General features: G+C 37.1%; 18 protein-coding genes. 5 read left to right on the forward strand and 13 right to left on the reverse strand.

Translation table 11 applies throughout. The features are described 5' to 3' along the window. Positions 1-55: 55 nt before the first annotated feature. The 4 genes from AC4G3N_RS15145 to AC4G3N_RS15160 form a co-directional block, all read right to left on the reverse strand. Positions 56-1,555 carry a malate:quinone oxidoreductase gene (locus tag AC4G3N_RS15145; protein WP_066108596.1) on the reverse strand — a complete coding sequence of 500 codons (1,500 nt, stop codon included), beginning with the start codon at positions 1,553-1,555 and terminating at the stop codon, positions 56-58. A gap of 278 nt (positions 1,556-1,833) precedes the next feature. After that, positions 1,834-3,480, reverse strand: coding sequence for a DUF2075 domain-containing protein (locus AC4G3N_RS15150; protein ID WP_066108344.1), 1,647 nt, complete (start codon positions 3,478-3,480; stop codon positions 1,834-1,836). Positions 3,481-3,533: 53 nt separating this feature from the next. Continuing rightward, positions 3,534-3,836, reverse strand: coding sequence for a nucleotide pyrophosphohydrolase (locus AC4G3N_RS15155; RefSeq protein ID WP_066108347.1), 303 nt, complete (start codon positions 3,834-3,836; stop codon positions 3,534-3,536). Between the two features lie 403 nt (positions 3,837-4,239). Then, positions 4,240-4,803, reverse strand: coding sequence for a TetR/AcrR family transcriptional regulator (locus AC4G3N_RS15160; RefSeq protein ID WP_140462146.1), 564 nt, complete (start codon positions 4,801-4,803; stop codon positions 4,240-4,242). Positions 4,804-4,954: 151 nt separating this feature from the next. Here AC4G3N_RS15160 and AC4G3N_RS15165 point away from each other — a divergent pair, with 151 nt between their 5' ends. After that, positions 4,955-5,809 (forward strand): DegV family protein, encoded by an 855-nt coding sequence (locus tag AC4G3N_RS15165; RefSeq protein WP_491090507.1) that lies wholly within the window; start codon positions 4,955-4,957, stop codon positions 5,807-5,809. Positions 5,810-6,218: 409 nt separating this feature from the next. Here the strand turns inward: AC4G3N_RS15165 and AC4G3N_RS15170 are convergent, their stop codons facing one another. Further along, on the reverse strand, positions 6,219-7,880 hold the full coding sequence (locus AC4G3N_RS15170) for a M4 family metallopeptidase (RefSeq protein ID WP_491090509.1): 1,662 nt from the start codon (positions 7,878-7,880) through the stop codon (positions 6,219-6,221). A gap of 280 nt (positions 7,881-8,160) precedes the next feature. Further along, positions 8,161-9,138 (reverse strand): tRNA dihydrouridine synthase, encoded by a 978-nt coding sequence (locus AC4G3N_RS15175; RefSeq protein ID WP_490558872.1) that lies wholly within the window; start codon positions 9,136-9,138, stop codon positions 8,161-8,163. A 451-nt stretch (positions 9,139-9,589) separates the two neighbouring features. Between AC4G3N_RS15175 and AC4G3N_RS15180 the strand changes: the two genes are divergently transcribed. Continuing rightward, positions 9,590-10,618, forward strand: coding sequence for an HD domain-containing protein (locus tag AC4G3N_RS15180; RefSeq protein WP_066108359.1), 1,029 nt, complete (start codon positions 9,590-9,592; stop codon positions 10,616-10,618). Positions 10,619-10,739: 121 nt separating this feature from the next. On the opposite strand, the gene AC4G3N_RS15185 is transcribed toward AC4G3N_RS15180, so the two are convergent. The 6 genes from AC4G3N_RS15185 to bsh form a co-directional block, all read right to left on the reverse strand. Then, positions 10,740-11,756: an oxidoreductase gene (locus tag AC4G3N_RS15185; protein WP_066108362.1), complete on the reverse strand. Its 1,017-nt coding sequence runs from the start codon at positions 11,754-11,756 to the stop codon at positions 10,740-10,742. A 230-nt stretch (positions 11,757-11,986) separates the two neighbouring features. Beyond that, positions 11,987-12,898: a PTS system mannose/fructose/sorbose family transporter subunit IID gene (locus AC4G3N_RS15190; RefSeq protein ID WP_066108365.1), complete on the reverse strand. Its 912-nt coding sequence runs from the start codon at positions 12,896-12,898 to the stop codon at positions 11,987-11,989. 18 nt (positions 12,899-12,916) lie between these two features. Beyond that, positions 12,917-13,723 carry a PTS mannose/fructose/sorbose transporter subunit IIC gene (locus AC4G3N_RS15195; RefSeq protein ID WP_066108368.1) on the reverse strand — a complete coding sequence of 269 codons (807 nt, stop codon included), beginning with the start codon at positions 13,721-13,723 and terminating at the stop codon, positions 12,917-12,919. 37 nt (positions 13,724-13,760) lie between these two features. Further along, positions 13,761-14,729, reverse strand: a complete 969-nt coding sequence (locus AC4G3N_RS15200; protein ID WP_066108371.1) for a mannose/fructose/sorbose PTS transporter subunit IIA — start codon at positions 14,727-14,729, stop codon at positions 13,761-13,763. A gap of 435 nt (positions 14,730-15,164) precedes the next feature. After that, the gene (locus AC4G3N_RS15205) at positions 15,165-15,536 is read right to left on the reverse strand and encodes a DUF956 family protein (protein WP_066108374.1); all 372 of its coding nucleotides are present in this window, start codon (positions 15,534-15,536) and stop codon (positions 15,165-15,167) included. Positions 15,537-15,926: 390 nt separating this feature from the next. Beyond that, positions 15,927-16,925, reverse strand: coding sequence for a choloylglycine hydrolase (bsh, locus tag AC4G3N_RS15210; protein ID WP_217491085.1), 999 nt, complete (start codon positions 16,923-16,925; stop codon positions 15,927-15,929). Positions 16,926-17,225: 300 nt separating this feature from the next. On the opposite strand from bsh, the gene AC4G3N_RS15215 reads away from it, so the two are divergent. The 3 genes from AC4G3N_RS15215 to AC4G3N_RS15225 are packed head-to-tail and all read left to right on the forward strand — an operon-like array spanning position 17,226 to position 19,390. Further along, positions 17,226-17,897, forward strand: a complete 672-nt coding sequence (locus AC4G3N_RS15215) for a response regulator transcription factor (RefSeq protein ID WP_139892744.1) — start codon at positions 17,226-17,228, stop codon at positions 17,895-17,897. Then, positions 17,894-18,967 (forward strand): HAMP domain-containing sensor histidine kinase, encoded by a 1,074-nt coding sequence (locus tag AC4G3N_RS15220; protein WP_139892745.1) that lies wholly within the window; start codon positions 17,894-17,896, stop codon positions 18,965-18,967. Before AC4G3N_RS15215 ends, AC4G3N_RS15220 begins: the two co-directional genes overlap by 4 nt. Positions 18,968-19,021: 54 nt before the next feature. Beyond that, a complete protein-coding gene (locus AC4G3N_RS15225; RefSeq protein ID WP_139892769.1) occupies positions 19,022-19,390 on the forward strand; it encodes a hypothetical protein in 369 nt (122 codons plus the stop codon). Between the two features lie 503 nt (positions 19,391-19,893). Here AC4G3N_RS15225 and ade read toward each other — a convergent pair. Continuing rightward, entirely contained in the window at positions 19,894-21,603 is a 1,710-nt protein-coding gene (gene ade / locus AC4G3N_RS15230) for an adenine deaminase (protein WP_491090514.1), read from the reverse strand. Between the last annotated feature and the right edge of the window lie 18 nt (positions 21,604-21,621).

The raw sequence follows: 21,621 nt of genomic DNA on the forward strand, positions 1-21,621 counted from the left end.
GATAGGGCAACCCGCTTAGTATAGTGAGTTGCCCTTATTTATAATTAAGCTATGCTTAGTTACAGATCATTTCTTTTGTACAAAGTCCCAGTGTTTCTGTAGTTGATTGATTAATTTCTTTGAAAAGATCAGGATTTTCCATTAAAGATAGACCATAAGATGGAATCATTTCTTTTATTTTAGGTTCCCACTCCTTCATATTTTGAGGGAAACATTTATCCAATACTTTAAGCATAACGTGAACAGCAGTAGAGGCTCCAGGAGAGGCTCCGAGCAATGCAGCAACCGAACCATCTTCAGCACTGACCACTTCTGTACCAAATTGAAGTGTTCCCTTTCCTTTTTCTGTATCTTTGATTACTTGCACACGTTGGCCTGCCACAACTGTATGCCAATCTTCGCTGTTGGCGTTTGGAATAAATTCACGTAATTCCTCCATACGCTTCTCATTCGATAGCATGACTTGCTGAACCAAATATTTAGTCAATGCCATTTCTTTAACTCCCGCCGCCAGCATCGTAATAACATTATTCGGTTTTACGGACCCAAATAAATCAAAGTTGGAACCAGTTTTTAAGAACTTGGGCGAAAAACCGGCAAATGGCCCAAATAATAACGTTTTCTTATTATCGATATATCGTGTATCTAAATGAGGAACAGACATTGGTGGTGCACCAACCTTAGCCTTTCCGTATACTTTTGCATGATGCTTTTCAGCGATTTCCGGATTGTTACAAACCATAAACAGTCCGCTTACAGGGAAACCTCCGATATGCTTGGACTCCGGAATGCCTGTTTTTTGAAGTAAAGGGAGACTTCCGCCTCCTCCACCGATAAAGACGAAATGTGCCGTATGGTACTCAAGTTTACCATCTTCTAAATCATGCACCTTCACCTGCCATAGACCATCAGTGGTACGTTTAATATCTTCTACACTATGACTATAATTGACTTCTACACCGCTACTATGTAAATGTTCAAACAGCATACGTGTTAACGCACCGAAGTTAACATCGGTTCCTGAATCAATTTTTGTGGCTGCAATCGGTTCATCCGTTGAGCGTCCCTCCATTATAAGAGGAATCCATTCTTCTAGTTTCTCTGGATTCTCTGTAAATTCCATTCCTTCAAACAAAGGATTTTTAGAAAGCGCTTTAAAACGCTTTTTCAAAAAAGTTATATTATCCTCTCCCTGCACTAAACTTATATGAGGAATTGGCATGATAAAATCCTGTGGATTTTGAATCAAATTTCTGTTAACCAAATATGACCAAAACTGCTTCGATTGCTGAAACTGCTCATTAATATTGATAGCCTTGCTAATATCTAAAGATCCATCAGCTTTTTCAGATGTATAGTTAAGCTCACACAGTGCAGAATGACCCGTCCCTGCATTATTCCATTCATTTGAGCTTTCTTCCCCTGCACTTGCAAGTTTTTCAAATACTTTGATGTTCCATTCAGGTGCTAACTCTTTAAGTATTGCCCCCAATGTCGCGCTCATAATCCCGGCACCAATTAAGATAACGTCTGTTTTCTTCTGCATGTTGCTCATTATAACCATCCTCATCCCCTAATTTGTAAAAAAGAGCAAGCTCTCCTGTTTAAACAAAGCAAAAAGAAAGGCTCTACTTAAGAAACCCTTTCATCTCATTTTTTACCATATCTCATACCATTATAATGATTCTTCGACTAAAATTTCTACTATTTACAGATAATTATAAACTATTTGTCGTTTTTATTGAAGATGGAAGCTTTTATTTAAAGAGAGGCAGACAAAACACCTTATACCCTTATTCAGATTGGTTAAGGGTTTTGCCTCTTATAATGAAATCAGCTTCTTGTGTCCTGCCTAGGAAATCTATTTTCTTGAAGTTTTAACAATCTGTCCCTTAATTCCGGATCATGTGCATATATGTACAGGCCATGTATGCCCCTCTTCATCAGTATGTTAAGTGAATTTAAAATAATTCTTTCCATAATTTCTTCACTGTTTTTATACTCATTCCTTCCCCTAAAGGCCTCTGTATCCTTATAGTTTTCAGGAATGATTTTTAACATATCTGTTTCCTTATCATAGCCGATTGATGGACCTAGAATAACCCCAACATAATTTAAGTCAAAGCCCTGAATTGTATAAATGGATCCTACTTCCTTTATGGTATTTGCTTCTTCTGCCCATGTATGATTTCCATAATCATTATTCCATGGAAGTTTAAAACCATCCTCTTCCACATAATAGGTTTGTCCATCTTTCTTATGTATATAATCGAAGGTGGACACAATTCTCGCCAAACCAAATTTGTTATTCTGCTCTTGGATTACTTTATACATTTCTGCTGCCGATTCGAAAATCCGAAAATCATATGCGTCTTCAATCGGCATCGGTGTAATTTTCTTTTCCACAAAATAATTAATCCAATTGACCATATTATCGGAGGCACGCATTCGAAATTGATTTGTCAGTACATAATTCCCTGTATTACAGCTCTTTGTGATTGAGTATAGCTTTTCTTCGTCCCAGTAACTTTTCATTTTCAAGACTTGCTTGTCATCATAGACGATAATGGCTACCTTGCTATGTCTAATGATCTCTTCCAATTGATTTTCTTCATTGAAATTATTGTAACTATCAGGTTTTGTTAACAATAAATGAGCTTCATCTACTAGAACGATATCAGCCTTTTTCCCCAATTTCTTTCGCTTGTTGATAAATGTTGTCGGCTTTTCAAAATTCTTTTTAGAAAGTACTTTAACATTTCCAGCTATTTTTCTATAGGTCTTTAACATCTCAGAATGATTAACTAATAAATAGTTTTCAGTTTTGGATAAATCGTTATCTTTTTCCTTGGCGAGCTCTTGTATTTTATTAAAAACCGAACTTAAGACAACACTCTTTCCGACACCCGCTTCCCCTTTAATAAGAAAAACAAACGGTTTTTCATCCTTTATATGTTCTTTGCATACCTTTATAATTTCCTGTTGCAGCTCTAACTGTTCAGTCGTCATTTCCTTAAAGGGGGATAACTTAAAGATATCTTTATTTTCAATTGCTTGTGCTGAATGATCGACAATTTTTCTTTTTAAAAGTTCAGTCCAAATTTCATCAAAAATTTGTTCGTCATAGTATTGTTTTTCATAATAATTATGCATTACATTCTTTGCAGTTTGACTCTTGTTCTGCAGCTTATAACGCTCATCCGCCAAGAAATAATTGATTAGCTTCGTTTCTATATTATATGTAGCAGAACGATTAAATTTATTATGGATAATTAAGGACATCTTACTTAATGATTTTCGTTCATTATTATTCAGATGGTCCCTCATCCGATTTTTGACTGCCACTGTTTCGCCTATATAGACCGTAGTTTCATTGTTCAGAAAATACACGACAGGATAATCAATATAATACCCGCTCAGGCGATTTATTGATGCCTTGTTAAAAGGCAGTGTCTCTATTTTTACTGTACTTGTACTCATACCGCACCTCCACATCACACATGATTGTAAGCTGAATATGATTCATAATATGACTATTTCTTTGCCGGAGCCGGGTATTTTATGGCGTTCTTCTTCAGTTTCTTGAGTGCTTCCTCTTCCAGATTGATATCCAATTTATCCGCTAACTGCAAGAGATAGATAAATACATCGGCCATTTCTTCTTTTATATTGTCTATTGAATCAGCCGCTGCCTCTTCGCTATCTCTCCACTGGAAATTCTCCAATAATTCATTCGCTTCCAATGAAATCGAAATCGCTAAATCTTTCTCATTATGATATTGTCCCCAATTCCGCTCATCCCTGAACTCTAAAACCTTTTGTATGACTTCTTTCATTTTTTATTACCACCTAGTCTTTTATTCGATATATTCTACTTTACCATTTTTAATATAAAATATATAAAAACATTATCCAGTAGAGTTTTCGGTTAAGAACTAGTTAGAAATAGAGTAAATACACTATTGAAAGGAAGGCTTTGTTGATTCGCTATTGATTTCTAAGCCTGCCCTTCACTTTCCTTAATTTACCAACTTTACAATTATCCACTGCTTTTATCCGCCTAATTTATTCATCATAGGAAATTGATTGTTTTAAACAAATGCGCAGTAAAGTTAACAAGATACTGGTTTCTCCTATTTATTGCATAAGGAAAAGACCCTATATTACGAAAAAAAGCTCTATGAAAAAATTTAGGGCCAGTAGAATATCTTTTACTTTTTTTGATTCAGGTATCTTTACTTACTTCCCATAAATAATCTTCGCCAGACCGTAGTGACTTATATTTTCAATCAGATTGGCAATCTCTGAGGGAGACTCCTTGTAATCATTTTGAATCCATTCATTCAGGATACCTATTGTCCCAGCAGTTATGAACGTTGATAGATACCCCACTTGTGTTTGCGGTACATTTTTCCCGTAACGATTCCACTTTTCTATACATTTCATATGGGCAATATCTAACACATCATCAAGAAAGTCTTTTCCGTTCTTCAAAGTAAAGAGAATTCTGCTCAGTTCCTTATTTCTTAGAATCACCTCAAGAATTTCACTTGTAAATCCCGAGATCGTGTAGTCGTCCTTTGAAATGGAGATAGCTGCCTTCAGTTCATCCACATATTGACTCTTTAGCTTCTCCATCAAATCATATACATCCTCATAGTACCGATAAAAGGTAGCCCGATTGATTTCAGACTTTGCACATAGCTCGGTTACGGTAATTTTATTGATTGGCTTTTGTTCTAACAATTCAATAAATGTGTCTTTAATTACTTTTTTGGTATATCTTATTCTGCGATCTTCCATCCATTCTGACTCCTATTCTTAAACAAATCGTCCCATTCTGTTTAATAACTTTCATTCTGATTAAAATTGATGATTGATGCTTCCGGGGCAACATTATACAATGATAACAAATTTTATACAACACAGTGTTTAATAACTAACGGAGGTTTTCATGAAGAATATATCAATTATTACCGATGGAAGTTGCGATATCCCAGCAGAGGTAATCGAAAAATATGGAATAAAATTAATTCCTCTTCATTTTCAGTTTGAGGATCAAATAGAGTACGGTTCCGAACGTAAAATGGAAATTACGGAGTTTTATAATAGATTAGCAAATGGCGAGGTTGCCAAGACCAGTGCCAGCTCTCCTTCAGCCGCAATTCAAGTATTAAAAGAAGAATTGGAAAAAGGAAATGATATCATTTGTGTAACTCTTTCCAGCGCATTAAGCTGCACGTTTAATAATATTAGATTGGCAAGTCTGGAATTACTAGATTCATATCCGGAAAGTCGCATCGCCGTAATCGATTCCTTGACCGGTTCTATGGCTATGGGTATGTTAGTGGTTAAAGCTTGCATGATGAGAGATGAGAAGTATTCCTACGACCAAATTGTCGAATATCTGGAAGAAAACAAACAATCCTTCCACGTGGAATTTTACGTGAATGACTTACAATACTTAGCCAGAGGTGGCAGACTAAATCCGGCTATTGCGAAGATTGGTGGACTAATCGGAATCAAGCCAATCCTTTCTGTTACAGATAATGGAGTCATTGAATCTGTCTGCAAAGCTCGAAAAACATCCGGTGCAACCAAGCAAATCAAAGAAAGATTCCTAGCTTCAAATGTTGAGAGAGAAATGATTTGTATTTTACACTCTAATAATCTTGATCATGCATTAACCTTAAAAGCAGATCTAGAATTAGAACAATCCTTCGATCAAGTATTCATCACTGAAATCGGCCCATCCATTGGCAGCCATACAGGCCCAGGTTGTCTAGGACTTGCTTATATAAAACAATAAATGAGAATAGAAGGGATATCTCCGATTGGGCGACAGGAGATTATCACCTAACTAAACTCAATGAGCCAATTAGAGTATCAAACATTGATATTATTGCCTCAATAAGAGACAAAAAGAGATTGGGACAAAAGGTCTCCAGCATCTATAAAAGCCGAACTATTATATAATGCAGTGTTAACATCAATTATTAATAATAGTTCGGCTTTTTCTATTTAGATTAATAAAAATCAAATACATCATTCGGTTTTAGACATAGTAAATTTAGTTATGTCCCAGCCTCTTTTTAATGTAGAAATTTCCTACTCTAGATCGCTAATAGTTTATATATGCACATAAAAAATCCCTTAAACTCATCGTCTAAGGGAGCAAATAAATATAAACTAACCTTCCTTCAAGTCATCTGGATGAATTAATAGATTCCCACCGCATCAAAACCAGATTGTACGGCCGCCTCTTCCTCGCTGCCTTCACCATACAAATCAATAGCAGACTGCACAATTGCGTTCCGAGCATCGCTAAAATTGGAATTAGAGGTTAAATAAACCGTTAAAGCTCGATAGTAGATTTTCCCCAATTTTTCTCTTCCAAGTTCTTGACCGATCAGGTATGCAGCATGGTTTGTAATAGATGAATTAACATGGACACCACCGCCATCTACGGAAGTCGGCATATGATAAAACTCGTCCATATGGTCTGGATAGACACCACCATTTGTGCTATATTCTCTTCTTTGCTCGTTGCTGACGATTACACTGTTAGGATTACTTAAACTGCGCAATACCGTCACCCCTTCAGCTTTGGCAGCTGGTGCCATAATATCCTCTCCCATTTCCCAGTCACCATCATCAACTAGTACACCAAACACGTCAGCAAAAGACTCGTTTAGTGCTCCTGATTGATTCCGGTAAACCAGATTAGCTGAGTGAGAAATTACACCATGGGTCATTTCATGAGCAGCTACATCAAGACCTGCTGCCAGAGAAATCATAAACTCTCCATCTCCATCACCGTAGGTCATCCAACGTCCGTTCCAGGAAGCATTATTATAATTGGTACCATAGTGGACTTTAGATATAATTGCCATTCCCTCTCCATCTAGAGAATTACGGCCATGCTCGTTTAGAAAATACTCGTATACTTTTTCGGAATTATAGTGCGCATCGACAGCAGCACGATCGTAGTCTTTGATAAATGAAGCTGAATTCCCTACATAAAGCGTATCATTACTGGAAGTGTTATCGTTTTTGGCATCGTATGTTTCAATTCCACCAAGGTTAGCATGAGCATAATCCGCTAAAGAAAACTTAGTACCAGAATTCGCTTCCTTTACACGGGTAATGTGTAATTCTCTGCGTTCTCCATGCACACCGATTCCTGTACCTTTTTGTGTTTTTCTTTCAGCGGCATGCATGATGGCATTATACTGATCAATTATCTCACCCGTTTGTGCATCTACAAAGACAAACCAGTTTCCAGGTTCCACACCCATAAAGTTAACATTTACTTTATAGACTGTATGGTTTTCTCCTTTAAAAGGATAGACAACCAATTCAGTAGTAGGTTCATATGTCAGCTCTTCAGGGGCTTTAACAGAGGATAAGGCTTCTTTTACTGCTCTTTCACTGCTTAAAGAGACAGCTGTATTCACTTTTGATTCACTAAGTGTCTGATTCATCCTACCATTAACGGATTCAACTTCATTATCCTTATTAAAATGAACGATAATGTCTGAACCTTCAACATTTACTCCATTTACCGTCTGATTAAAGCGGATATGCGTCATGCCCAGTTCATCCTTTTGTACATCTTTCACCTTCAAGTTTTTCTCCGGATTACTGATTCCAGTCTTTCCTTGACTATTCTTCAAATAATTCAAAGCATTGGAAGGGGTACTAGAAGAGTATTTTTCAGCAGACCGCTCCTTCACGAATAAAGGAACGCTAGCCCTCTCATTCCACTCCTTACTAACTGCTTTCGAATTAACTGGCTGCGCAATTACACTTTCGGCCGGAATCGAGCCTACTAATATAGCGGATGTTAGAAGTACTGGTACTATCAATTTTTTCTTCAATGTATTCCCTCCACTAAACCCTATTTTATTCATTATAAAGCGGAGGAAGAATAATATCATGAATAATTTGAATTATTAAAATATTTAAATCGATAGATAGTTAATCCTACAATACTAGAAACAGCAATAGATTATTCTAAAGGAAAAACCCTTAGACATGCGGAAATCACGCAGTTCCAAGGGTTATTTTAAGATTAGGATTACTTCATAACATACCATACAGATTTGAAATCCGTTCTACTATAGAGAAGTAGCAACAATTTTCTCATTCGATTGCTTCTTACTTTTCGTCCATCCCATTAAGCTCTTCAAATTTATTGATCAATGCACGCGCTTCATCTGAGGACTTCGTATTCATCAACTCATTTCTTAATTCACCAGCCCCATGGAATCCACGGACATAGATTTTAAAGAAACGATGAAGATGTGTATACTTGCGAGCTACTACTTCTAAATATTTATCATGGAGATCTAAATGCAGCCTCAAGAGATCCAGCAATTCCTTACTGCTATGTTCCTTTGGCTCATGCTCAAAGGCAAATGGATTTTTGAAAATACCACGCCCAATCATAATCCCATCTACACCGTATTGTTCAGCCAGTTTCAATCCCATTTCACGGTCAAGGATATCTCCATTGATCGTTAAAAGTGTATCGGGTGCGACCTGATCACGAAGTTTCTTAATCTCCGGAATAAGCTCCCAATGAGCATCTACTTTACTCATTTCATCTCTTGTACGCAAATGAATAGAAAGATTAGCAATGTCTTGCTTCAATATATGTGTCAGCCAATCACGCCATTCGTCTATATCCGCGAAACCAAGCCGCGTCTTCACACTTACCGGCAATCCCCCTGCTTTAGCTGCTTGTATTAAATCGGCTGCAACTTCGGGACGGCAGATCAGACCACTTCCCTTCCCATTGTCAGCTACATTGGGTACGGGACATCCCATATTGATATCTATGCCTTTAAACCCTAACTCCGCCATACCAATACTCATTTTTCGGAAGTTTTCAGGCCTGTCACCCCAAATATGGGCTACCAACGGTTGTTCATCCTCTGTATAGGCTAAACGTCCACGCACACTCTCTTTTCCCTGAGGGTGACAATAGCTTTCCGAATTTGTAAACTCTGTAAAAAACACATCAGGTCTCCCAGCTTCACTCACGACATGACGAAAAACAACATCAGTCACATCTTCCATTGGTGCCAGTACAAAAAAAGGTCGTGGTAGATCACGCCAAAAATTTTCTTTCATATTTAAATTCCAATCCTCTCATTAAATGGGATATCATATAAAAATCTATCCCAAAACTAAACAGAAATAATCTTCTTTTACACTTATAGCATGCTTGGGCACTTTTTATCAAACTATAGAAATTTTGAACATATTATCCCTTATTATGAACAAAAAGTACAAAGAAAACCAGGAAAATTAGGTCCAGTCTGGTCAATGATAAAGTACATCAACCATGTTCATATTCATTACTTACTTATTTCCAAATTATTTTACTAAGATATTGAATTGCTAATCTGAATAATTCCTAGTAAGAGAACCAATATATTAATGGAATGGAACAGAAGAAATCAAATAGACGATATTTCACTTGATTGTCATCCTCATCAGTCTTAGCTTATAGATGTTATAATTATTTTTATATAATATATCCCTAACTATAAGAGGAAAAGAAATGAAGGAGGGAAACTCAATGACGGAAAAGAGGATAGATTCATCTAAGGTTAAAAAGATACCTGAAGTCGAAAAGGCAGATGAAGAGTGTACACTATATACGCCAAATACGTGGTTCGGAAATGCCATCCTGCATCGAGCAATTCTCTTTGCAACGAAAGCACATCAGGGACAGACTCGTAAAGGAACCGATATTCCGTATATTTCTCATCCATTCGAGGTTGCCCAGATTCTAACCTCTGCCGGCTGTAATACTGCGCTGATTATTGCAGGCCTGCTGCATGACGTTCTGGAAGATACAGACGAGACTTCTGATGCAATTGAAAACGAGTTTGGTCCTTTAGTTTTATCCCTTATTCAGTCAAACAGCGAGGACAAGTCACGCAGCTGGGAAGAGCGAAAGCAGCATACCATCGACTACATGACAGAGTCAGCTAGCTTTGAAGAGCTCTTACTTGCCTGCGCGGACAAACTATCCAATCTCCGCAGTATTAAAGCAGACTATATTGAATGCGGAGACGAACTCTGGACCAGGTTCAACCGTGGAAAAGAGCAGCAGAGCTGGTATTACAGTAGGCTAATTGATGCATTTGCACCCCTGCATGAATATGATATGTATTGGGAAATTTCCAATCTGTATACGGATATTTTCGTAACCTATTATCGTGAATTTAACGAAGGTGCAGAAATTATTTATCAGACCAATGGTCAGGAGACTTACTTCTACCATGAGGACAATTGCCAATGGATACCCATTATGCTCGATGAGTGGGAAAAAATTCAACCGACACTGACTGCCATTTCGAAAAGAGAAGCTCTTGAGATGGAAAATAGACTTCGTGAAGACTATCCGTCTCCGATGTGCTTGTTACGTCATCAACGCGATCCGAATATGATAGTCTTATACGCCAAAAAGCTACTGCGTGAAGGTCATAGTCCTAGACTATTCGCTGATCTGTGGAATAATATGGGCGGCGGAATTCCAGCCCATACTTTGCGCGCAATAGAATGTGCATTTCTGGCTCTCTACGAGCAAAAAGATCAATAAGATATGTGAGGCTGGTTAGCATCACATACAACTGTGTTTTCCTAAAAAAGTGGACAGCCCTCAATACCATGCATAGTGTGCCGTATTGGGGGCTGTCTCTATCATTTAATTTTATTTTATTTTATTTTAAATTCTTAATGCCAGTTTCTAATATTTCCATTTGCAGCAGTGTCTGTTCATCTGTAATAGTTTTATCTTTACCATTCATAATGGCTTCATATAAATCATCATACACTAACCCATAATCACCATTGATGGATTTCACTTTTTCTTCATGGATGGTACCTTCTTCATCAACATATGTCAGTACACCATAATGTTCTAGCGTATCTACTCCAAAATCCTTGTTATCCGGCATGTAAAATAATTTTAGGTGTTCTTCCTGGCGGTCCTTCGTTGCTTTCACAAAGCATCCCTTTTTACCGTAAACTACAAAGCTAGGCCTTTCTTTAATTCTAAAATAACTGGATTTTACAGTAACCTTCAATTCAGCATAATATAGATCTAAATCAAAATAATCATTCATTTTGCCTTGCCCCAATAATTGCCTAACATCATAGTGGATGTGATCCGGCTTGCCGAAATAGCTGATAACCTGATCCAATGTATGGCATGCATGTCCATATAAAAATGACATAGCAGGATCGAAAGTAGTAGTGGATTCTGGTACTTCGGGGCGGAAATAGTCAAAATGCATTTCTACTTCCAGCAGTTCTCCTAACTTCCCTTCTTCGATAACCTTTTGAACAGTTAAAAAATCACTATCAAAGCGTCTGTTTTGGTAAGCTTGAACAATTAGTCCCTTCTCACGCGCGATTGCAAATATTTCTTTTGCCTGCTCGGAGGTTTCCATAAAAGGCTTCTCAACTAAACAATGTTTATTATGTTCTAATACCAATTTGGCGTATTCATAATGACTGTCATGTTTTGTACAAACTACAATGAGTTGTATATCTTTATCATTTAACAGTTGATCTAAGTCAGATGTATAAGTGACCCCTGGAATCCGATCCCAGCTTTCATGTTTAGGATTCCTTTGATAAATTGTCTTTACCTTTATATTCTTTCTTTGCAGGACGAACGGTAAATGGTATCTGTTCGTGCTTTTCCCATTTCCAATATAGCCAATTGTAAGCATGGCAGCCTCCTAAAATATAAATTTATACTTAATATCTTCTATTAAGCAATAGTTTAATTCAAAATGGTTTCCATTGATATGTATATAGTAGTAATGATCAAGTTTCTGGCGGTATATAAAGAGCACCCCCTGAAAATGATTCGCTCAATTTCAGGAGGTGCTTCCCTATTTGTTTAACAGTCTTATAATCTATCTTTGTATAAGTCTGAACAAGCTTTATAAATTTATTTTTACATGATGCCTAATACATGGAAGACAACACCAACGACGAACAATCCAAGGATCATTACGATTGGTGATACTTTCTTCCTAAGCAGCCACATACAAAGAAGTGTTAATAGCAATCCAGATAAGCCTGGGATTAAACTATCTAAATTTTGTTGTAGAGTTGTTACTTTAACATCACTTAATGATAGACCAGCAGCTTGTTGTTCCAACGCTGTTTTAATTCCCTCTGCTCCTGCAGGTAACTTATCCCAATCAATATAGGCACCTTCATCAAGCTGAACGGAAGATACAGTTGGCGTAAACTTAACAGAAACCCAACGGTTAACTAATGCACCAAGGATAAACATCCCGAGTATCGATGCACCTTTAGTAATATCTCGAAGTAACCCGCCAGATAAGTCATCTGTAATTTTAGATCCTGCTTTGTAACCAAATTCCTGTGTATACCAAGTGAATCCCATACGAATAAGATTCCATAAAACGAAGTAAAGAATCGGTCCAAGTATATTACCAGTCATGGCAAGAGAAGCTGCTAACGCACCAAGGATTGGCTTAACCGTGAACCAGAAAACTGGATCTCCGATACCCGCTAAAGGTCCCATCATACCAACTTTAACACCTTGAATAGCTACGTCATCAACCGGTGCACCATTTGCACGTTCTTCCTCAAGCGCTAAAGTTACCCCGAGTATAGGTGAAGCTACATATGGATGAGTGTTAAAGAACTCTAAGTGACGTTTTAGTGCAGCAGAGCGGTCTTCTTTTGTTTTATATAATCTTTTAATAGCTGGAATCATTGCATACGCCCAACCACCGTTTTGCATTCGTTCATAGTTCCAAGAACCTTGAATGAAGGTTGAACGCCACCAAACAGAAATACGATCTTTTTTCGATAATCTCAATTCTTTTTCCACTTTCTGTCCTCCTCCTTCTTAGTAATTATCAATAATAGCGCCTATTGGATCACCTGTATTACCATTTCCGCCATTACCTGAACCGCCTTGTTTAGAAAGAGCTAAATAGATGAGTGCTAGAGCCACACCGATAGCACCTAAACCAATAAGTGTAATTTCTGTAACAGTTGCTAATACGAATCCAATTGCAAAGAATGGCCATACTTCTTTTGTAGCCATCATATTAATAACCATTGCATAACCAACAGCTACAACCATTCCACCACCGATAGCTAAACCATTTGTCAGCCACATTGGCATAGATTCAAGCAAGCTACGAACCGGACCTGCACCAATGGCTAAAATTAATCCAGCTGGGATTGCAATACGTAATCCTTGCATACAGATTGCAGCAATGTGCCAAAATTCTACTACTCTGATATTTCCTTCTGCAGCTGCAGCATCCATAAAGTGAACAAATGCAGTCGCAATCGTACGACAGATAATTGTTAATAAAAGGCCAGCAACTGCAAGCGGAACTGCAATCGCGATTGCAGAAGATACTCCATCTTGACCTTGTCCACTTAAAACTAAAATAATAGCAGATGCAACTGATGCTAACGCAGCATCCGGTGCTACGGCTGCTCCAATATTTGCCCATCCTAAAGCAATCATTTGAAGCGTACCGCCTAAGATAAGACAAGGTACAAGTTCTCCTGTAACTAAGCCGATTAACGTACATGCAATAATTGGCTGATGGAAATGGAATTCATCCAAAATTCCTTCTACACCGGCTAAGAATGCTACGAAAAGGACTAATATTATTTGAATAATAGTCAAATCCATAATGATTTATCCTCCCTTTTTTTCGTGATAATCATGATTATTTTTGTTTGTTTAACTCTTCTTGAGCCTTCTTGATAATCTCGTCCATGTTGCCTTTTGAATCGTTCGGAACTTTACGTACATCAAATTTCAAACCACGCTCTTTTAAACTAGCAAAAGCCTCAATATCCTCTTGATTGAATGCCAATACCTTATTCGGTTGAACTTTACCAGGTGAGTGTGCCATAGAACCAACATTGATTGTCTCTAATGGAACGCCACCTTCAACCGCCCTAAGTGCATCCTGCGGGTTTTCGAAAAGAAGCAATGCGCGCTGACCGCCAAAGTGTTGATCATCTTTTGCAAGTTCAATCATTTTATGTACAGGAACAACATGTGCCCTTACACCTGGTGGAGCAGCTTGTTGGATTAATTTCTTACGAAGATCGTCCTTAGCTACTGTATCAGATACAACAATGATACGAGTAGGATTTGTTGCTTTAGTCCAACCAGTCGCTACTTGTCCGTGAAGCAAACGAGAGTCGATGCGAGCTAACACGTACTCAAATTTACCAGGCGCACCTGCAGTTGACGGTTTATCAGCAGGTTTAACCTCTGTAACGGGTTCTAACTCTTCTGGTTTAACTTTAACTCCTTCTTTAGCAGTGCCCAAAATATGAGCGGCAATTTCATGTGCTTTGTTCATTGAAAAACGAGATGCAAAAGCTTCAATCAACATTGGCAAGTTCATACCAGCAACGATTGCCCATTTGTCTTGGTGATCTTCAAGCAAGCTATTGGCTTGGTTGAAAGGAGTACCACCCCAAAGATCGACTAAGAATAAGACTTCATCTTGGTTATCGAAAGAGGCAATTGCTTCTTTCATTTTTGCCTTTACATCATCAGGTCCTTCGCTCGGCATCAATGTAACAGCTTTTACATTTTCTTGTACTCCGAAGATCATTTCTCCAGATTGCAAGAGACCATTCGCAAATTCACCATGACTAGCAATGATAATCCCTACCATCTTTTTACCTCCTATTATTATAGTTACAAGCAAACTAATACGGTAAAACACGTCTATTTCTATATTTCTATAGATGTGTTTTCCAACCATCTGAAAACGACTATATTCGACAAAAAAAGACATAAAAAAAAGTGATTAAATGAAGTTATAGGTACAAAGACTCCCCTTTTTCTCTTCATCAATCAATACTTTTTACTTACATCTAATCGAAGTAGTATCGCGTAAAAAATAAAGGAGATGGTTATTTAGACTAGCTTTTCGAAAATTTCAATAAACTTTCTTAGTGATTATAGCACGCTATATAATCCGCTTTCAAGCAGGATTAAAATTTTCTATGTCCAAAGCCTCTTTGCCAAGGACATTTACATACCGTGCAATTTTTGTTTTTTTCGACAAAAAAAAAGACAAGTACTAACTTATCTTTTTTTAAAACTATTACTTTTTAAATATACTACTCATACCGCGTTTGACCACATCAAAGAAACTTAATGATTGCACCATATGAGCGGGATCAACATGTTCACGAATGACTCGCAAAACTTTTTTTGAATCCTTCGAGGAGAATGTAAATGTCCCATTTCGTTTAGTTTGAATAGCATAACGCGGAATCCATTTCCCTTTAAACATGATAGAAGCAATCACATAATCAACTTCCTCCCAAGGAATTTGAATAAATTTACGAGCATCACGTTCATTAAAGAATTCAAATCCTTTGTCACCAATCATAATTTTTCCGTATTCAGGAAGCCCGTTATGTGAGGTCGCATCAATAACTAACTCGACTTTTGTATTGATTGATTGAACCATTTGATATACTACTCCATTTCTCTCTTTTAATATTCATTATTATACGCATTTTCTCACTTTAAGTGAATAGAGTTAATAAACATAGAAAAACCAGCATCATAGATAAAACTAAACAAGTAGATGCTTGCCAGTGGATATTACTACTAACTGAGCTTATCTAGAATAATGAAAGATATTAATCAACTTAATGAAGATCCTTTCAATCCTAAAGACAATAACTGCAACTCCTTCACTCACTTGCCGAGAAAATGCCTGCATTTCCGGAGTCTATACATATTGATAAATCCAATACTGGAAAAATCAAAAGGCAGCGTCCCATTAGCTAAGGACGGAGTGCCTTTTAATATAAGTTACGAAATATTTTTCGCTTATGTAAACTCTTAGGTAAACCTAATTCTGATAATTGAAATCCTGGTTTGTGAGGTATTTAAAGATTTTAAGATTTGTCCCCTCTAATTGTTCCTTATGCATATCTATCGCATTGATACGATTATTTTCATACGTTTTATAGTAATAAACACCTTTTTCTTGATCCATACAAGAAGAATAGGTTGTACCATCCTCTAACCCATCATCTGTAAGGACCCCTCCTTTAACCATTTTTACATAATCCAGCATATGAAAAAATTGTGTAATAGAATGTATATCTCCTTCAATTTTAGGCATATGTGTACGAATATAAGCTATCCTTACAAATCTGGAAACGGAAGCAAAGTCTCCGGGTATCCCTAATGTTCCAGCTCCAATGCCTAGTGCTTTTAATGTTTGCTTGCCCCATTTTGTTTCTTTTGGTGAAATTGGTGTCAGATGTAAATACTCATTCAAGTTAGTTAAATGCCAATCAAAGGTAGGATTGTTGGTCAAAACTCCTATCAGATTGTCATGTACAGTCAATCGGTCTTTTGTCTTTTCTACCACAATAGCCTTTCCTGTCTTATCTGTAATCATCCAGTGAAGCATTGAAACAGGTGTATTTTCATTGATTGGGCAATCCACAAGTTCTAAATGCTCAATTCCACGTTTAACTTCTTCTACTGTTTCGTGATTTGATAAAACCCATTGTATAAAGTCGTAGGGTGCAATATTATTTTTCCCTTCAATCGGTTCTTTCTCAAAGTACGCGTACCCTTCAAAATTTAATCCTGCACAGGCTAGGCCAACTTCGTTCATAGCATCCGCCAGAAGAGGATGGTTATCAATTACCGTCCCCATTCCAATGATAGCGCGTTTATTGGTTACCATATTACCTGAGACTCTATCTTGATATTGATAATTTCTTGGGATAATCATAACTGCTTGATTGAAGTAATAGGCTAAGTCCATATTCCTTCCAAAAAACCACTTACCCTCTTGAGATTGAATACTTAATCCTGTACAAATATCGGTCACCTCATTTTTATATTACAAAAGATCAGATATGCAAAAATAACCATCTATCATCCACTATATTTTTCTGCATTTTTTAATTTTTATACAAGCTATGTTCACATCGTAATCATTATTGAATCAGTTTTGTTTAAAGACTCTAGATTAGGCTCTCATTAGTATCAGTCAACAATATACCAATTTCTTCTTCTGATGGTTCTTATAGCATATCTTTTATTTATCTATTAGACGTTTTAATAATACGTTAACATTTCGTAAACAATCACATGCTATAATGTCAAAAATACAACGAGGAGAATACATATGTTTCAAATATTAGTAGTAGAAGATAATGAAAATTTAAATCAGACAGTCTGTACTTATTTGAACCTAAACGGCTATCAAGCTAAAGGTGTTCAAAATGTCAATGATGCCTATGATGCGATGACTGACCATATATTTGATTTAATTATTTCTGACATAATGATGCCGGGGATTGATGGATTTGAATTTGCTAAGTCTGTTAGGGAATTGAACAATGATATCCCTATGTTATTTATGACAGCAAAGGAAGATCTCGAATCAAAAAGAAAAGGATTCCATGCCGGTGTGGATGATTACATGGTTAAACCTGTAGATTTGGATGAATTACTCCTTCGACTGGAAGCATTGCTCCGCAGGGCAAAAATTGCATCCAATAAAAAAATCGAAATTGGCCAGCTGAGGCTTGATATCGAAGAGCATACAGCTTATTTGAACGAGGAAGAAATCAATCTGACAGTAAGAGAATTCAAGTTATTGTATAAGCTGTTGTCATACCCAAAGAAAACATTTACAAGAACTCAATTGATGGATGAGTTCTGGGATGCCGAATCCCAGTCCGGACCACGTGTAGTGGATGTTTATATTACAAAATTGAGAGATAAGTTTTCTGCGTGCAAGGATTTTGAAATTGTCACCGTGCATGGATTAGGATATAAAACGGTGCTCAAATGAAAATTACAACAGATGAACGAAATAGGAAAAAGTTTTTATTTAATTTTGGGAGATTCCTAATATTTTTTATACTGATGGCATTTGTAGTTACCTGCAATCTGGTACTGTTTTTACATTGGGTTGATTTGACGACGGAAGAAATGAAAGCTGCTGTTCCCATTACCTTCTTAAACGTTATCATTCTCACATTTATTTTCAGTATGATTGATGAAATTCGCCGTACCTTGATGGTAAGAAAACCAATAGCACGGATTCAGGCAGGTCTGGATGAAATAATGTCCGGCAATTTCAAGACACAGATTCCCTATATTAGAAATGAAAAAAGTAGCAATGAATTCGATGCAATTATCAAAGGGATTAATGAGCTGGCTGTAGAGTTGTCTGGAGTAGAAACTCTCCGAACAGATTTCATTTCAAATGTCTCTCATGAAATTAAGACTCCCCTTGCGGCTATCCAAAATTATGGAACACTGCTTCAGGGACATTCCCTTTCAGAAAAACAGAAGGTAGAATATGCAAAGGCCATTACCGAGCAGACAAGAAGATTATCTGGTCTGATTACAAATATATTGAAATTAAATCGCCTGGAAAATCAACAAATCTTTCCTGAGAGAAAATACTATAATTTAACAGAACAGATTCGCGAATGTTTACTTCTATATGAACAGTCATGGGCAAGTAAGAACATTAATATTGAAACCGATCTAGAGGAAGATATTTTCATACACGAAGATGCCGAACTGTTAAGTCTAGTATGGAACAATCTGTTTTCAAATGCGATAAAGTTTACAGATAATGGCGGAGCTGTTGGTGTTAAGGTGAAAAAAGAAGGACTTACCGCATTTGTAGAAGTCAGCGACAGCGGTTGTGGCATTAGCCCGGAAACAGGGAAGCATATTTTCGAAAAATTTTATCAGGGGGATACTTCCCATGCTGTGCAGGGAAACGGTTTGGGACTAGCTTTGGTAAAGAAAGTGATTGATATAGTTGGTGGCGATATTCATGTACAAAGTACATTAGGAGAAGGAAGTACGTTTACTGTCTACTTAAGGGAGAGCGTCATCAAATAAAATTATAGAAATATTGTCTTATGCGTAAATATAAATCAGAAATGGAGGACAATGATGGAAAATAGTAAATTTGAGTATATATATTCTGCAAAAAGGCAGGCAGAAATAGAAGCTATTAAAAAGAAATATATGAAAAAGGAAGATGATCCATTCGAACAGTTACGAAATTTGGATAAAAGTGCAGAAAGACCAGGAACAATCTTGGCCATTATGTCAGGCCTTATAGGAACATTATTGTTTGGAATAGGTATGAGCTGCTGTCTAGTATGGGGTGAACAGCTTTTAATACCAGGAATAATCATAGGTTTTTTAGGACTTGTGCTAATAAGCGTTGCCTATCCCATATATGTGAAAATAACAAAAAGAAAACGAGAGAAACTAGCACCAAAGATACTGTCTTTAAGCGAGGAATTATTAAAATAGATTTCATAAGGGAAGTAGAACATCCTATAAACGGTAATCGTTTATAGGATTCTTTTATATATAGATAATATTTTTTCATTTTAACATTTAGTAAACATTTCTTTTGCAATTCACAAACATCAAATAGGTAAGATAAAACTATCAAATGAAGTATACAAAGGAGATATTACAAGATGGAAAACAAAAAGACTTTTATTACATTATTGATTGATGCTGCAGAAGGGTATGTGCTTACACTAGGTTTGTCGAATCCACCTTATAAAGTTATCCAATAATCACTGCATTCTCAAATATAAAAAGGTAGCGCCCTTATTACGCAGGGATACTGCCTCATTTCAATAAGCTTTGCGACACTTTTTCACTGAATTAGTTATACATACAGGTGCTCCATCCAATGGATATTTTTAAACAAATTTACTGGGGAGGATTCATACGCACTAGCACAAACAAAGAAGGGCCTCTCAAAAATCATTGATGACTTTAGAGAGGCCCCTCTGATTAATTTATACACTTACATCTACAAACGTAAATGTATCAACATCAAACAATCCTTGATTCGTAAGCTTTAACGAAGGAATAACTGGCAAGGCCAAAAAGGATAATGTTAGTAAAGGTGAGAATTCATCCGTAATTCCAAGTGATGACAGTGCAATCAGCAACTGGCTGTATTGCTTATTTAATTCTTCAGGTGAGATAGTTGTCATTAATCCTGCCACAGGCAATGATAATGAAGCCATTGTCTCTCCATTGCAAGCAATTGAAATACCTCCGCCAATTTTCTCAAGCTCCCTGATTGCGACATCCATATCTTCATCATTCTTTCCGATGCAGATAATATTATGCGAATCATGAGCAATCGTTGTAGCAATAGCTCCTTTTTGCAGACGGAAGCCCTTTACAATACCGACTCCTACACTTCCTGTACCTTTATGTCTTTCGACTACAGCCATTTTCACGAAATCCTCTTCTTCACTTGGCACAAACAGGCCATTGACAACCGGTACCTTGTATTGCGCTTTTTTCGTCACAATCGAATTAGGAATAATTTCAATTACCCTCGCTATATCAGTAGTCAATGACAGACGCAAAAGCTCTTTTGAGTAGCTTCCCAATATAACGGTATTTTCAAAAGACGCTTCTTTCTCTTGTTCGTTATCTTCTTCGTAACGGATTCCGTTTACCCAAACAGAATGTATATCAAAGCCTTCAATGGCATTCAATAAAATAAAATCAGCATCATAGCCAGGCGCAATTGCCCCTTTTCCTTTTAGATTATAGCATTGAGATGCATTAAGAGATGCCATTCTCATAATAGAATATACATCGATTCCAGCCTTTAAGCATTCACGTACATGATAATCAATGCTTCCCTCTTCCAATAGATCATCTATATGCTTATCATCTGTACAAAACATTAAACGATGTGAAAGCTCTTTACTATAACCGGCTAACAAATCATGAAGATTGCGGGCAGCAGAGCCTTCGCGAAGCATCACATACATACCTCGTCTGACGCGTTCAATCATTTCCTCTGGTACTACGCATTCGTGATCCGTTGTAATACCCGCTGTCAAATAGGCATTAATATCTTTTCCGCTTAAACCGGCACCATGTCCGTCAATCGGAACATTGTTGATCATTGCCCCTGACAGCTTTGCCATTATATCTTCCTGACCAGATAATACTGCAGGGAAATCCATCACTTCCGCCAAGCCAAGCACAAGCTTATGATTATAAAACGGCGCAAGATCCTCAGCCGTCAGAGTCCCTCCATTGTCCTCAAAGGAAGTTGCCGGGACACAGGACGGCAGTTGATAGCGATAATTCAATAGACAGTTTTCACTGTCCTGCAACATCCATTCTATTCCTTTTAATCCTTGGACATTAGCTATTTCATGAGGATCTGTGATAATAGTTGTAATCCCTCGCGGTAAAACAGCTTTTTGAAATTGAGAAGGAGAAAGCATACTAGATTCGATGTGGACGTGTGAATCAATTAAACCCGGAACCATTGTATATGGAGTGCCATCGATTTCCTTTTTACCATTATAGTGGCCGATACCTACGAACTTACCATTATGAATGGCAACATCTGCACGCTCCATTTCATCCGTAAACACATTTACTAATTGAACATTTTTAATAACTAACTCAGGTAAACTGATATTTCTTGCCGCTAGTATTTGGGATTTGATTTGTTTTTGGGTTTTCATCTTATTCCTCCTCATTTT

The sequence above is a fragment of the Bacillus sp. z50 genome (genome assembly GCF_058313585.1).

Coding starts and splice junctions, on each gene's coding strand:
- AC4G3N_RS15145 (WP_066108596.1), bottom strand. CDS start 1,555: ATGAGCAACATGCAGAAGAAAACAGACGTTATCTTAATTGGTGCCGGG.
- AC4G3N_RS15225 (WP_139892769.1), top strand. CDS start 19,022: ATGGAAAATAGTAAATTTGAGTATATATATTCTGCAAAAAGGCAGGCA.
- AC4G3N_RS15155 (WP_066108347.1), bottom strand. CDS start 3,836: ATGAAAGAAGTCATACAAAAGGTTTTAGAGTTCAGGGATGAGCGGAAT.
- AC4G3N_RS15200 (WP_066108371.1), bottom strand. CDS start 14,729: ATGGTAGGGATTATCATTGCTAGTCATGGTGAATTTGCGAATGGTCTC.
- ade (WP_491090514.1), bottom strand. CDS start 21,603: ATGAAAACCCAAAAACAAATCAAATCCCAAATACTAGCGGCAAGAAAT.
- AC4G3N_RS15175 (WP_490558872.1), bottom strand. CDS start 9,138: ATGAAAGAAAATTTTTGGCGTGATCTACCACGACCTTTTTTTGTACTG.
- AC4G3N_RS15150 (WP_066108344.1), bottom strand. CDS start 3,480: ATGAGTACAAGTACAGTAAAAATAGAGACACTGCCTTTTAACAAGGCA.
- AC4G3N_RS15215 (WP_139892744.1), top strand. CDS start 17,226: ATGTTTCAAATATTAGTAGTAGAAGATAATGAAAATTTAAATCAGACA.
- AC4G3N_RS15195 (WP_066108368.1), bottom strand. CDS start 13,723: ATGGATTTGACTATTATTCAAATAATATTAGTCCTTTTCGTAGCATTC.
- AC4G3N_RS15205 (WP_066108374.1), bottom strand. CDS start 15,536: ATGGTTCAATCAATCAATACAAAAGTCGAGTTAGTTATTGATGCGACC.
- AC4G3N_RS15220 (WP_139892745.1), top strand. CDS start 17,894: ATGAAAATTACAACAGATGAACGAAATAGGAAAAAGTTTTTATTTAAT.
- AC4G3N_RS15185 (WP_066108362.1), bottom strand. CDS start 11,756: ATGCTTACAATTGGCTATATTGGAAATGGGAAAAGCACGAACAGATAC.
- AC4G3N_RS15160 (WP_140462146.1), bottom strand. CDS start 4,803: ATGGAAGATCGCAGAATAAGATATACCAAAAAAGTAATTAAAGACACA.
- AC4G3N_RS15180 (WP_066108359.1), top strand. CDS start 9,590: ATGACGGAAAAGAGGATAGATTCATCTAAGGTTAAAAAGATACCTGAA.
- AC4G3N_RS15165 (WP_491090507.1), top strand. CDS start 4,955: ATGAAGAATATATCAATTATTACCGATGGAAGTTGCGATATCCCAGCA.